General features: G+C 69.2%; 13 protein-coding genes. 2 read left to right on the plus strand and 11 right to left on the minus strand.

The window, feature by feature from the left end; translation table 11 throughout:
• Positions 1-11: 11 nt before the first annotated feature.
• The 4 genes from AADV74_RS09180 to AADV74_RS09195 all read right to left on the minus strand — a co-directional run bounded on the left by AADV74_RS09180 (position 12) and on the right by AADV74_RS09195 (position 3,714).
• A complete protein-coding gene (locus tag AADV74_RS09180; protein WP_342113280.1) occupies positions 12-824 on the minus strand; it encodes an ABC transporter permease in 813 nt (270 codons plus the stop codon).
• A complete protein-coding gene (locus tag AADV74_RS09185) occupies positions 814-1,788 on the minus strand; it encodes an ABC transporter ATP-binding protein (RefSeq protein ID WP_342115130.1) in 975 nt (324 codons plus the stop codon). The genes AADV74_RS09180 and AADV74_RS09185 overlap by 11 nt, the downstream gene beginning before the upstream one ends.
• The gene (locus tag AADV74_RS09190; RefSeq protein WP_342113282.1) at positions 1,769-2,887 is read right to left on the minus strand and encodes a LolA family protein; all 1,119 of its coding nucleotides are present in this window, start codon (positions 2,885-2,887) and stop codon (positions 1,769-1,771) included. The genes AADV74_RS09185 and AADV74_RS09190 overlap by 20 nt, the downstream gene beginning before the upstream one ends.
• 71 nt (positions 2,888-2,958) lie before the next feature.
• Positions 2,959-3,714, minus strand: coding sequence for an SGNH/GDSL hydrolase family protein (locus AADV74_RS09195; protein WP_342113285.1), 756 nt, complete (start codon positions 3,712-3,714; stop codon positions 2,959-2,961).
• An 87-nt stretch (positions 3,715-3,801) separates the two neighbouring features.
• Between AADV74_RS09195 and AADV74_RS09200 the strand changes: the two genes are divergently transcribed.
• Complete coding sequence (locus AADV74_RS09200) at positions 3,802-4,518, plus strand: hypothetical protein (protein ID WP_342113287.1); 717 nt, start codon at positions 3,802-3,804, stop codon at positions 4,516-4,518.
• On the opposite strand, the gene cofC is transcribed toward AADV74_RS09200, so the two are convergent.
• The 6 genes from cofC to AADV74_RS09230 form a co-directional block, all read right to left on the minus strand.
• Complete coding sequence (cofC, locus tag AADV74_RS09205) at positions 4,502-5,134, minus strand: 2-phospho-L-lactate guanylyltransferase (protein ID WP_342113289.1); 633 nt, start codon at positions 5,132-5,134, stop codon at positions 4,502-4,504. The genes AADV74_RS09200 and cofC overlap by 17 nt on opposite strands.
• On the minus strand, positions 5,131-6,150 hold the full coding sequence (fgd, locus tag AADV74_RS09210; protein WP_342113290.1) for a glucose-6-phosphate dehydrogenase (coenzyme-F420): 1,020 nt from the start codon (positions 6,148-6,150) through the stop codon (positions 5,131-5,133). The genes cofC and fgd overlap by 4 nt, the downstream gene beginning before the upstream one ends.
• Before the next feature lie 55 nt (positions 6,151-6,205).
• On the minus strand, positions 6,206-6,976 hold the full coding sequence (gene cofE, locus AADV74_RS09215) for a coenzyme F420-0:L-glutamate ligase (RefSeq protein ID WP_342113292.1): 771 nt from the start codon (positions 6,974-6,976) through the stop codon (positions 6,206-6,208).
• A 2-nt stretch (positions 6,977-6,978) separates the two neighbouring features.
• The gene (locus AADV74_RS09220) at positions 6,979-7,950 is read right to left on the minus strand and encodes a TIGR03557 family F420-dependent LLM class oxidoreductase (RefSeq protein WP_342115132.1); all 972 of its coding nucleotides are present in this window, start codon (positions 7,948-7,950) and stop codon (positions 6,979-6,981) included.
• 134 nt (positions 7,951-8,084) lie between these two features.
• Positions 8,085-9,869 (minus strand): DUF4012 domain-containing protein, encoded by a 1,785-nt coding sequence (locus tag AADV74_RS09225; protein ID WP_342113294.1) that lies wholly within the window; start codon positions 9,867-9,869, stop codon positions 8,085-8,087.
• 4 nt (positions 9,870-9,873) lie between these two features.
• A complete protein-coding gene (locus AADV74_RS09230; protein WP_342113296.1) occupies positions 9,874-10,497 on the minus strand; it encodes a cell wall protein in 624 nt (207 codons plus the stop codon).
• Positions 10,498-10,712: 215 nt separating this feature from the next.
• Here AADV74_RS09230 and AADV74_RS09235 point away from each other — a divergent pair, with 215 nt between their 5' ends.
• Positions 10,713-11,555 carry an exodeoxyribonuclease III gene (locus AADV74_RS09235; RefSeq protein WP_342113298.1) on the plus strand — a complete coding sequence of 281 codons (843 nt, stop codon included), beginning with the start codon at positions 10,713-10,715 and terminating at the stop codon, positions 11,553-11,555.
• 91 nt (positions 11,556-11,646) lie between these two features.
• On the opposite strand, the gene AADV74_RS09240 is transcribed toward AADV74_RS09235, so the two are convergent.
• Complete coding sequence (locus AADV74_RS09240) at positions 11,647-12,483, minus strand: SDR family oxidoreductase (protein ID WP_342113301.1); 837 nt, start codon at positions 12,481-12,483, stop codon at positions 11,647-11,649.
• Positions 12,484-12,578 lie beyond the last annotated feature (95 nt).

The following is a 12,578-nucleotide window of genomic DNA, read 5'->3' on the forward strand; positions in this document are numbered from 1 at the left end:
TGGGGCGTACGTCAGGCCAGCACGTCCTTCGTGAGGAACCGCCCGAACGCGAGAGCTCCGAACACCGCGATGTAGCCGGCCTGCAGTAGGGCGTTGTCGCCGAACGATGCCCACGAGACGGGGTCGCGCAGGATGTCGGCGAACGAGAACCAGTAGTGGCTGAAGAGCCACGGATGCAGCCATTCGGTCTGCGGCAGCGCGTCGAGGATCTGCGACGCCACCGAGAACGAGATGGTGGCCGCCATGGCTCCGACGGGCACGTTCGTGAGGGTGGAGAAGAACAGGCCGATCGCCGAGAGCCCGAGGAGCGAGACGGCGACGTAAGCGGCGATGGCGAGGAAGCGCAGGAGCGCCTCGCCGACGTCGATGGTGGTGCCCGAGAGCACGGTGACCGGGCCGACGGGGAACAGCGCCGCACCGATGAGGGTGCCGGCGATGACGACGGTGAGAGCGGCCGCGATGCAGAATGCAGCGGCCCCGAGGTACTTCACCACGAGCAGCCGGGCGCGGCCTGCCGGGGCGACGAGCAGGTAGCGCAGGGTGCCGTGGCTGGCCTCGCCCGCGATGGTGTCGCCGGCGACGACGCCGACGGTGAGCGGCAGGAACAGCGGGATGGCCACGACGAGCGCCGAGACCCCGACGAAGAGGCCGTTCTGGGTGACCTGGTCGAGGAAGGCGGGGCCACGACCGGTTCCGGGTGACGACGCCAGCCGGATGGCGACGGCGATGAGGATCGGGATGGCCGCCAATGCGACGAGCAGCGCCAGTGTGCGCCGACGCGAGAACAGGATGCGCAGTTCCGAGAGCAGGAGGCTACTGAACAACGTCGAACCCCTCTCCGGTGAGAGCGACGAAGCGATCCTCGAGGCTGGGCTGCTCCACGGCGAAGCCGCGCACGCGCACCCCGGCCTCGACGAGGGCGGCCACGATGGCTTCAGGCCTGACGCCGGCGCCACCGACTCCCTCGAGGACGGATGCCGCGACGTGGTCGGGGTCGGTCTGGTCGAGCAACGCGAGGCCGAGCCCCGACAGCACGCGCCGCGCATCCGCGGCATCCGGAGTCTGAAGGACCACGCGGGCCGCCCCGACCTGTCGCAGCTCGTCGAGGGTGCCCGTCGCGACCAGCGCTCCGGCGCTCATGACGCCCACGTGGGTGCAGATCTGCTCGATCTCGGCGAGCAGGTGACTCGAGACGAACACCGTGGTGCCGCTGTCGGCGAGCGAGCGGATGAGGGCACGCACCTCGCGGGTGCCTTGGGGGTCGAGACCGTTGGTGGGCTCGTCGAGCACGAGAAGGTCGCGCGGCATGAGCAGGGTGTTGGCCAGGCCCAGCCGCTGCTTCATGCCGAGGGAGTACGCCTGCACCTTCTTGGTGGCGGCGTGGCCGAGTCCGACGCGTTCCAGAGCCGCCTCGACACGCTCACCGCGGGTGCGGGATGGAGCGAGCGGATCGGCTGAGTCGAAGCGCCGCAGGTTTGCCGCGCCAGACAGGAACGGCGAGAACGCCGGCCCTTCGACGAGGGCGCCGACCCGCGGCAGAACCTCGCTGAGGCGGCGCGGCATCTCCTCGCCGAGCAGGCGCACCGATCCGCTGCTCGGGCTGACGAGACCGAGCATCATCCGGATGCTGGTGGTCTTGCCCGAACCGTTCGGCCCGAGGAAGCCGAACACCGAGCCGCGCGGAACGGCGAGGTCGATGCCGGCGACGGCCGTCTGGCGGCCGAAGCGCTTGGTCAGGTCGTGAGTCTCGATCGCGAGATCGGAGGACTCACCGCCCGGCAGCGGCATCCTCCAGCGCAGCGGGCGAGACGGCCCCGGCGAGGATGCGTCCGTCATCGGTGAACAGAACGCTGAGCAGTGTGGTGGAGATGACCCGACCGCCGTCGACGGCTTCCGCTGCGGTATCGAGCAGGGGCGAGTCGGCCAGTTCGGCCGGAACCTCGGATGCCGCGATCTCGACGATCGACGACCAGCCGGTCCCGATGACCGTGGGCTCCGGTCCGTCGTGCTCAGGAGTGGCGACGTCGCCGTGATCCGCGAACCTCTCGGCATCCGGCAGCGCCTGCTCCGTCACAGTGGTGCCTGCTGGGGGCGCGAAGTCGAACAGGGCGGCATCCGGAGCATCGAGCGATAGCTGCGAGAACGCCAGCGAGAACGCGGGTACGTCCGAGCCTGCTGCCAGGACGGCGACGCCGAGCGGGAGGCCTGTTGCGGAATCGACGTCGATCGAGACGGACCCGACCAGCGTGTCCGACGCCCGCGGGGTGAGGATGAGCTCGTAGACCGTGCGGCCTGCGACTGATGCGTCGGTGCCGACGCTCACCTCGGTGCTCGGGTCGAGCTTCGTGAGCAGCTCGGTCGCGACGGCACTCGGTGTCGGGATGTCGGCGGCATCCGGAGCCTTCTTCGCATCGGAGTCGCCGTCGGCGGGAGCCGTGATGTGCGTGGCCGACGCGTCTTCGGAGTCGTAGATCCAGACGCCGTCGGGCGTGGCCACGACATCGCGTTCGGCCAGGGAGTCCATGACCTGGAGGCGGGCATCGGTTCCGTCGACGAAGACACGGGCCGTGTGCGATCCGGTGAGGAGTTCGAGGGCGCTGGAGATATCGGTGCCGGATGCCGCGGTGCCAGCAGAGCCGCCGACGGAACCGGCGCCGCCGATACTGCCGAGCGATGAGAGGTCGGGCAGGCCCAGGTCGGAGTTCTGCTCGATCGTGCCCGAGAAGGCCGACACATCGGCGGTCTGCGCGAGTTCGAGCACCTCGGCCGGAGTCTTGTCGGGCAGGTCGACGGCGGCACCGGCTGTCAGCGGCACGGCGAGCACGCCCACTCCGATCACCACGGGAACGACCACCGCGGGAAGCCACATCGCCCAACGCCTCTGCATGGTCCCAGCGTACGTCTGCTGCGGCCTGGATCGGCGGTTCCCCACCAAACCCCCAGCGACGCCGGGGTCCGTCAGCCGAGCCTCGTCAGCACTTCGTCCAGCCGCCGGTCGACCGCCGGCGTGAACGCTCGCGCCCACAGTGCGTAGCCGCGATCGTTGGGGTGGAACAGGTCGCCGGCGAACTGGGTGGAGACGCCCCACAGCCCCTGCCGTCTGGTGATCGCGTGCAGCTCGACGACCTCGAGGCCGACGTCGGCTGCCGCCGCCCGCAGCAATCTGTTGGCCACCAGCACCTTCTTCTCGCCCGGGAGGAAGTAGAAGCTCGGCAGGTCGGCGACGATGGCGTGAGGAGGCAGGGCCGCGAACAGTTCGCGGATGTCGCTGTCGAAGCGCTCGGGATCGAAATCGGCGATGTCGTTCGCCCCGATGCACACCGTGAGGATGTCGGGCTGGGCACCGAGCGCGGTGAGCAGCGGAAGCTCGATGTCGATGGCCGTGCGCACGGTGCCGCCCGAGACGCTGAGGTTGGCCACGCGCACCGCGCGGGTGGTGTGGTTGCGCAGCTCGCGGGCGAGGAAGCCGACGTAGCTGTGCGCCGGGCGGCTGGCGCCGATGCCCTGAGCCGCCGAGTCGCCGATCGCGGCGTAGAGGATCTCGCCGGGCTTGGATCCGAGGTCCCGCCAGTAAGCCGAGTTCACGGGGATCGTGCCCGAGAGCGTTCCGCGCCAATGCTCCCGCCGGCCCCTGAGCCAGGCCACCCAGAGTGCGATCCCGAATCCGGCACCGATTCCGATGCCTGCAAGCGTTCCCGCTCTCCGAACTCTCATCGCACGATCTCCATCAGTCCACCGTAAGCCCCGATCGGTTACGGAAACGAGATGTCGTGCCCGGCACCGAGCCGATAGCATCGCGGCATGAAACCGTTCCGGGGTCGCGGGGCTGCGCTGCTCAGCATCATCGCCGCTCTCACCCTCGCCGGGTGCGCCCCATCGCCGTCGAGCTCAGAGCCCGTCGCTGATCGCACGCCGACTGCTGCGGCGTCGGCGACACCGGCACCGGCGCCCGAACCGACAGCTGCCACCGAACTCGCTGCCGCTCTGATCGCGTTCACCGCCGAGGCGATCACCGTGTTCGCGGAGGACGGCACCACCCTGAGTTCCTACGACTACTACCAAGAGCCGCAGCAGATCATCGATGGGCTCACCACGGTCTTCGGCGGAGCCCCGGTCGAGACCTTCCACGCGGCGAGCGGGCACCTGACGGACAGGGCTGAACGTGACTGGGGTGGCTTCACGCTGATCACCGAAACCGTTCCCAGCACTATCGACTACCACCCGCAGAACACCGTCGAGGCGACCGCCGCTGTGGTGCGCGGCATCCGCATCTCCACCGTCGGAGGGTTTGCTGTCGGCTCGGACATCGGGACGGCTGCGGCCAGCTACCCGGATGAGATCGTCGGCCTGTTCGATCCATCGAACGGCCCGGTCGTGCTGCGCATGGGTCCGATCCCCCTCCCACCCACCGACGACTATCAGGACGACGGCATCACCACGGCCGTCCTGGCATCCAACTCGGATGCGGGACCGGCGATAGCCCGTCTGTGGGGTCCCGTACTCAACCGCGGAGCCTGAGTTCCAGGGCGGCGCGGGTGCGCTCGCCGACTCCCAGTCTCACGGCTTCCTCCAGTGCGGCCGGCACGTCGACATCTCGGCGCAGAGACGTTCCCGCATCCAACCGGACGTGTCCGAGCGCGGCGTGCGCTGCGGCCGAGCCGGCGCCGAACCGCGGCTCCAACGACACGCCGGCACGCGCCGTGAGCACAGTCGTTCCCGTGCCCTCGGCATCCGGAACGAACCCGCGGTCTACCTCCTCGGCCGACATGAGAGCCGCATCGAGGTCCTCGCTGCGCAGGGCGGGCAGGTCGCCGAGGAGCACGGTGATTCCGGCGCCCGGCGCAGACGAATCCAGTGAACTCTCGGCAGCATGGATGCCCCGCACGATCGCCGCGTTCAGTCCGTGGCGTTCACCCTCGGGCACCACGAAGACCACCGCCGGCCACTCGGCATCCGCATCGGTCACGACGTAGACGCGCGCGACCCGTGCGCTCCCCGCGGCCGCCTCGACGGTGTCGTGGGCGAAGGCCAGACCCAGCGATGACCTCTCTCTGGCCGAGAGGTCATCGCCCAGGCGGCTCTTGGCGTCGATCGTGCCCTTGACCGGCACGACGACAGACCAGCCGACCGTCACGGGAGGGCGCGCAGGCGGGGGGCCAGGTCGCGTTCGAAGAGGCCGAGGAAGCGCCGCTGGTCCTCGCCGGGGGCGTGGAAGACGAGGTGGTTGAAGCCGGCGTCGACGTACCTCGCGATCTCGGCGGTCACGACGTCGGGGTCGCTGCCCACGATCCAGCGTGAGGCGATCTTCTCGATGGGCAGGGCATCCGCCGCCTTCTCCATCTCGATCGGATCGTGAATGCTCGACTTCTGCTCCGCACTGAGGGCCAGCGGCGCCCAGAAGCGGGTGTTCTCGAGCGCGGCCTCCTCGGTCTCCTCATAGGAGAGCTTGATCTCGATCATGCGGTCGATCTCGTCGTAGGAGCGGTCACCGGCTTCGGCGCCCTCCTTCACGGCAGGCACGAGCTTCTCGGTGTACAGGTCCCAGCCCTTGCCGGAGGTGCAGATGAAGCCGTCCCCAGCGCGCCCCGCGTACTTCGCGACGGTCGGGCCGCCCGCGGCGATGTACACCGGGATGCCGCCATCGGGCCGGTCGTAGATGGAGGCGCCGTGCGTGGAGTAGTACTCGCCCTCGAAGTCGACGCGGTCCTGGCTCCACAGGGCGCGCATGAGCCGGACCGACTCGCGCAGCCTCCCGAAGCGCTCCTTGAACTCCGGCCAGTCCTGCTCCCCTGCGCCGCGGAAGCCCGTCGCGATCTCGTTGAGCGCCTCTCCGGTTCCGAAGCCGGCGATGATGCGGCCGGGGTAGAGGCAGCCCAGGGTCGCGAACGCCTGCGCCAGCACGGCGGGGTTGTAGCGGAAGGTCGGCGTCATCACGCTCGTACCGATGCGCAGGGTGGATGTGCGCTCCCCCACCGCGGCCATCCAGGCCAGGGAGAACGGAGCGTGCCCGCCCTCATGGCGCCAGGGCTGGAAGTGGTCGCTCGCGAACGCCGACTCGAAGCCGTGCGCCTCTGCGGCCACGGCGATCTCGACCAGCTCCCGTGGCGCGAACTGCTCGGCCGATGCCTTGTATCCCAGGGTGAGCGTCATGCGGTCGTGCCTTTCGTGGTGCGAGATGTCGGACTGTGATGCATCGCGACGAGGTTCACAGGCCGACGGCCTCCTGCTGGCCTTCGGAGAAGCCGTCACGGTAGCCGTCCCCGTAGGCCTCCTCGCTGCCGGTCCGGAACAGATCCTGATCGACGGGACGCACGATCGTGGCGGCGCCCGGCAGGTCCAGGTCGCCGACGAAGCGACCGAGACCGCGCACGATCGCCACAGGGGTCCCGCCGGTCTTCCCCTTGACCAGGTCGCCGGCCGAGGCGATCTCGTCGGCGACACAGGGCTGCGTCACGACCATCGGCTTGCCACTGTTGTCTAGAGTGCCGCGCAGGTCGTCGAAAACGTGCACGCCCGCCGCGCCGATCGCGACGTCGAGCTGCCCCTGTCGCCATGCCCGCCCGAGGGTGTCGGAGATGATGACGCCGACGGATACGCCGCTCAACTCCCGCAGGCCGACGCAGATGGAGCGTGCGGATCCGTCGGGATCGACCGGCAGCAGCAGCACGGTGCCATCGGGAGTGTTGGAGGCATCGACGCCGGCCGCTGCAGACACGATGCCGAGGCGGTTCTCGACGATGCGCGTCGTGCGACCATCGGCCGTGGTGCGTGTCGCGACGACGCGAACCGTCTCATCCGAGATGGCCTGCTCGCGATCATCCGCCGCAACGAATCGCCCCTCGGACTTGGAGACGATCTTCGAGGTGACGACCACGATGTCGCCGTCTGCGAGTTCTGCGCGGGAGCCGATCAGCTCGACGAGGTCGTCGCCGGGACGCACCTCGGGGATGTCGTCGATCACACTGACGGAATACATCGTTACCTCCTGACGGCGGGGAGTACATCGCGGCCGAAGACCTCGATCCACTCCCGCTGGTTGCGGCCCACGTTGTGCAGGTAGATGCGGTCGAAGCCCAGGTCGGCGTACTTCTGGATCGACGCGCGGTGTACATCGGTATCACTCGAGATCACCATTCTGCCCTCGAAGTCCTCAGGCCGGACCATTCGAGCGACCTGTTCGAACTCGAATGGCGAACGGATGTCGCTCTTGGGGAACCTCATGCCGCCGTTGGGCCACTCGACGAGCGCATTGCGCATCGCCTCCTCGTCGGTCGGCGCCCACGACAGGTGCAGCTGCAGCACCTTGGGCATCGTGGCGGCGTCCTTGCCCGCATCGCGCGCGCCGAGGGCGAAACGATCGAAGAGTCCCGCGATGCGCTCCAGCGGCGCAGCGACGGTGATGAGCCCGTCGGCGACGCGACCGGCACGCCGCGCTGTCAGCGGACCGCTGGTGGCGACCAGGATCTCGGGGGCGACCGGCGGCATCGTCCACAACCGCGTCGACTCGAGCGTGAAGTGAGGTCCGGAGTGCTTGACGTCCCGGCCCGCGATGGAAGCCGTGAACAGCTTCGAGATCACCTCGATGGCCTCGAACATGCGGTTGATGCGCTCTGCCGGCTCCGGCCAGTAGGCGCCGACGATGTGCTCGTTCAGCGCCTCGCCCGATCCGATGCCCAGCCAGTGCCGGCCCGGGTACATCGACGCGAGAGTGGCTGACGCCTGGGCCACGATCGCGGGATGCCAGCGGTAGGTCGGCGCGGTCACGCCGGGGCCGATGTCGCCCTTCGTGCGCTCGGCGACGGCTGTGAGCACATTCCACACGAAACCGGCCTGGCCCTGCTGGGGCACCCACGGCTGGAAGTGGTCGTCGGCCATGACACCGCGGAAGCCGTGCTGCTCGGCGAAGGCCGCCAGCGCGACGGCCTCCGCGGGCGCGAACTGCTCGAGCATCGCCGCGTAGCCCAGCTGGAGGTCACCCACTCCTCCATCCTGCCACTCGCCGCACCCACTCTCGGTCTACCGTGTGGTGCCCTGCACAGGCCGCGGATGCCGACGGCGGAGGTGATCGCGAGGGAATCGTGGAATCAGAGGGAGCCGACGGTGATGTTCTTCATCAGCGGCGTGTGGAGCAGAGTCGGTTCCGACTGGCCCTTCTCGGCCGAGGTGTAGTGGAAGGCCAGTTCCGTCTTCTCGCCCGGAGCCAACGTGACGCCCAGAGAACTCACCGCCCTGTCGTCGACGACGGCCGGGGCGTACTCGACCCTGTCGCCGTCGCGTTCCACTCCGGCATCGAAGGCGCCGGCAGGAGCGAAGACCGTCACGTTGGTCGCGATCAGTCCAGGCGCGACCCCGTAGAAGCCGGTTCCGGCGACCACGCCCGGATAGCTCGTCGCGGCATCCGCAGCGGCCGTGCTGGTCAGGGTCACGGTGACCGTGACGTCGGACCGCCCGTCATCGCGCGGCACCGCCCCCACGGCCATCGCGACGTCGAGATACGGGTCCATCTTCGCGCCGGTGGCGTCGTTGAGATAGACGCCGTAGGCCTCCGGGCCCAGCTCCTTCTGGGCGGCGTCGAGACCGGCGAGGGTGGTTCCGGCGAGCACGCTCTGCACGGATTCGTCGCTGCTCCAGAGAGAGACGCGGTTCTCTTCGCCGGCGCGGGTGAGAGCCGACACCAGGGCCTTCGGGTCCGCGGCGCCTCCTGTGATTGCCGTGAAGGCAGCTGCGGCGGACTCCGCGAAGAACGCGTCCTGGGCGGCACCCTCGGGGAAGCGCGTGTACACGTCGACGAGCAGAGACTTCACCGCGTTCTCCTTGGTGAGCTTGGATCCGTCGGCGAGGGTCACCGGCCCCGTCGCCCCCAGCAGATAGCTGAGGGCTACGGGATCGACGGCGATCACGCCATCGACAGTGCCGCCGAACCTCCGCTCCCACATGGCGGAGGCGAGGGAGGCGCTCACCGTGAAGTCGGGCGTCATCGTGACGTCCTGGATGTGGCTGCTCATGCCGTCACCGAACACTGCGGCCATCGCGGCGGGCGCGGGAAGCGCAGGTCCGTCGTTCGCCGAGAAGTCCGCGGTGCTCGCCTGCTTGACCAACTGGAGCAACCCGTCCTCCGCGTGCACGAGGGCGAAGGCTCCGGGGATGCCGCCGGCCGTGCGGAGCTCCGCATTGTTCTGGAACAGCACCAGGTAGTTGCGCGGGCCGTCGGCACCCAGCATGACGGGGGCGATCACCAGCGCATCATCGAGAGTCGCGCTGAGGCCGGCTGCCTGGCCCAGGGCCGTGGCGAGGGACGTCTTCGCGGCGGCGACGGGGCCGATGAGGCCGTCGTCGTCGATGGCGTCCACGGCTGCCGCGGCATCCGTGAGCACTGCGCGCGCGGAATGGGCGGCCGGGCGTGCGGCGACGAGAGGCTCGACATCGATGCGTCCGTCGACGGGTCGGAAGGACTCGGCGAAGACCGACTGCGCCAGGCCCGTCAGCGGCCTGATGGCTCCGCTGGCGGCAGCGTCGAGCTGGGTCGACAGCACCCTGACCGCGCTCAGGTTCGGCCCGACGACGGGCACGATCTCCGCGAGCGCCCAGACGGGGTCGCCCGTGAGTGCGGCCGCCTGATGGGTGTGGCCGACGAGCTTGTCAGCACCGTCACCGGCCGCAGCGGTGTCGCCTGCGACGATATCGGCCTGCAGCTTCTCGGCCGTCGCCGCAGCAGCCTCGAGCTCGCCCTTGGCCAGCCAGCCACGGACGCCGACCCAGACGACTGCGCCGACCACCGCGACGAGCACGACACCGACGATCAGCCAGACGAGCCGGCCACGACGACGCGTCGCAGTGGCCGGCTCGACTGCCGGCACGTCCTCACTCACGCTGTCAGCGGGTGCTGGTGTGAGTGCGACGCCGCACGAGGAAGAACACGAGCCCGGCGAGGATCACCAGGACCGAGCCGACGCCGAGGGGCAGCAGCACCGGGCTCACGCCCGTTTCAGCCAGTCCCGTGCCAGACGCCGACGTCGTGCTCGATCCGGGCGGCGCGGGGTCGGTTCCGGGGGGAGCCATCACGCAGTTCGGCGACGCAGGCGGGTAGCTCAGCGGCACGCTGGTCTCGGGGTTGACCGTGATCAGGGCCGAGGTGACGCCTCGGGTCCAGCCGTAGTTGCCGTCGGTCTGCACCCAGGTGCCACCGACCTGCATCCAGCCCGGCCAGCCTGTCGGCTCGCCGTTCGGGCCGACGCTGGCACCGGGCCAGAGCATGCTCCCACTCAGCTCGCCGCCGACGATCTCGCCGAGCAGGAACGTCTCGGATTGACCACCGCCCGACAGAGTGAGATAGGCGGTATGACTCGTCGAGGTGTCGTCGGGATCGGTGAGGGTGACGTCGTAGACGATGTACGGCACGTCGCCGTCGCACACACCGGTCGCGGCTGATCCCGCGATCGATGGCTCGACCGGGGGAGTGCGTGGGACATAGTCCTCCGCATGGGCCACGGTCGGCACGAGCACGATCGTGGCAGCGAGAAACAGGGCAGCAGGGATACTTCGGAGCACAATGGCCTCCGCATTTCGGATTCGGGTTCCGGTCTGTCTTCGGGTGATAGACAGTGCTCACTGTATGCCCTCGGCCCCCGTTCGGGCGCCCCCCACTTGTGGTGACGCATCCTCGACTTCTGTCGGTTCGGTCCGCGTCCTGGGCAGCCGGTAGCGTTCTCGGTATGCGCATCGCCACCTGGAACGTCAACTCGATCCGCGCCCGCGTGGGCCGCACCGTCGACTGGATGGTGCGCGAAGACGTCGACGTGCTCGCGATGCAGGAGATCAAGTGCAAGCCCGAGCAGTTTCCCTACGAGCAGTTCGAGGAGGCGGGCTACGAGGTCATCGCCCACGGCCTGAGCCAGTGGAACGGCGTTGCCTTCGCGAGCCGCACGCCGATCACCGACGTCGAGCACGCGTTTCCCGCCATGCCCGGCTTCCTCAAGGGCATCGAGGGGCCGGATCAGCCACAGGAGGCGCGCGCCCTGGGCGTCACCATCGACGGCATGCGCCTGTGGAGCCTCTACGTTCCCAACGGCCGCTCACTCGACGACCCCCACTACACCTACAAGCTCGACTGGTACGAGGCGCTCGCCGCCTACACGCGCGACTCGCTCGCATCCGACCCGCACCTGCCCCTGGCACTCATGGGCGACTTCAACGTCGCCCCCACCGACGCCGACGTGGGGGACCCCACCCTCGTCCCCGGCCTGTCGACCCACATCTCCCCTCCCGAGCGCGCTGCGTTCGCCTCGCTCGAGGAGGCGGGCCTCAGCGATGTCGTGCGCCCGATCCTGCCCACCGGATACACCTACTGGGACTACAAGCAGCTGCGGTTCCCGCGCAACGAGGGCCTGCGTATCGATTTCATCCTCGGCTCGCCGGCCTTCGCCGATCTGGTGACGGATGCCTCCATCCACCGCAACGAACGCAAGGGCGACGCCCCCAGCGACCACGTGCCCGTTCTCGTCGACATCGAGCTCGCCGACGACGACGACCACGACGACCGGCCGATGATCTTCTGACTCTCGCGCTTGGGGCCCACCTCTCGTGCACGGCCCACACCCCAACGCGGGCAGCGGCACCGAAGGTGGGCCGGCTCCGCAGGCAGGGGTCCTAGCGCCCGGTGAAGCGGTCCATCGAGCGGTAGACGCCGAAGAAGCGACCGGCGACGGCATCGAAGGCGGCAGCCGGAAGGACCCCGCGCAGCACCTTCGAGAACCCGACCGTCCAGGGCAGCATGAGCATCGGGCGCCCGGCGAGCATGGCCCTCCAGACCTGGTCGACCACGTACTCCGGCGTCATGATCGGCGTGAGCAGCGGCCCGCGTGCGCCGTCGAACATGCCCGTCGAGATGTAGCTGGGAGCCACTGTGGTGACCTTCACATTGGCGTGGTCGTCACGCACCAGCTCGAGGCGCAGTGAGTCGCTCCAGCCGATGAGCGCGGCTTTCGACGCCGCGTAGACGCTCATGCGGGGGTTCGAGATCATGCCGGCCGCCGACGCGATGTTCACGATGCGCGACGCCCGATAGGCGCGGGCCACCATGCCGGGCAGGAACTCGCGTGTGATGTACATGGGCGCGAGGGCGTTCACCTGCATCGTCGGGCGGGTGTCGTCGCCGTTGTCGGTCTCCCAGAAGTACCCGTTGCCGCGCACGACCCCGGCGTTGTTGATGAGCACGTCGGGATTGCCGACCTCCTTGCGCACCTTCTGCGCCGCCTTGGCGATGGCACCGAGATCGGCCACGTCCACGACGTAGGAGTGGATGCGGGTGCGCCCCTTCGAGGCCGTGCCGAGGTCGCCGACGGTCTGGGCCAGGGCGTGGGCGTCACGGTCCCAGAGCACGACGGATGCCGCCCCTTCCGCGACCGCCCGCTCGGCGTACAACCGCCCCATGCCCATGGCCGCCCCGGTGATCAGTACTGATGCGCCACGCACGGTTCTCGTCATGGATTCATTGTCGCAGCACAGGCCGAGCGCACTCCGTCAGAAGGGTGGGTCGCCGCTCGCCCGGCACAACGCCGGCTCGCCACTTTCGGTCGGAC

Origin of the sequence: Leifsonia stereocauli (assembly GCF_038432415.1) — a bacterium.
GTDB lineage: Bacteria > Actinomycetota > Actinomycetes > Actinomycetales > Microbacteriaceae > Orlajensenia > Orlajensenia stereocauli.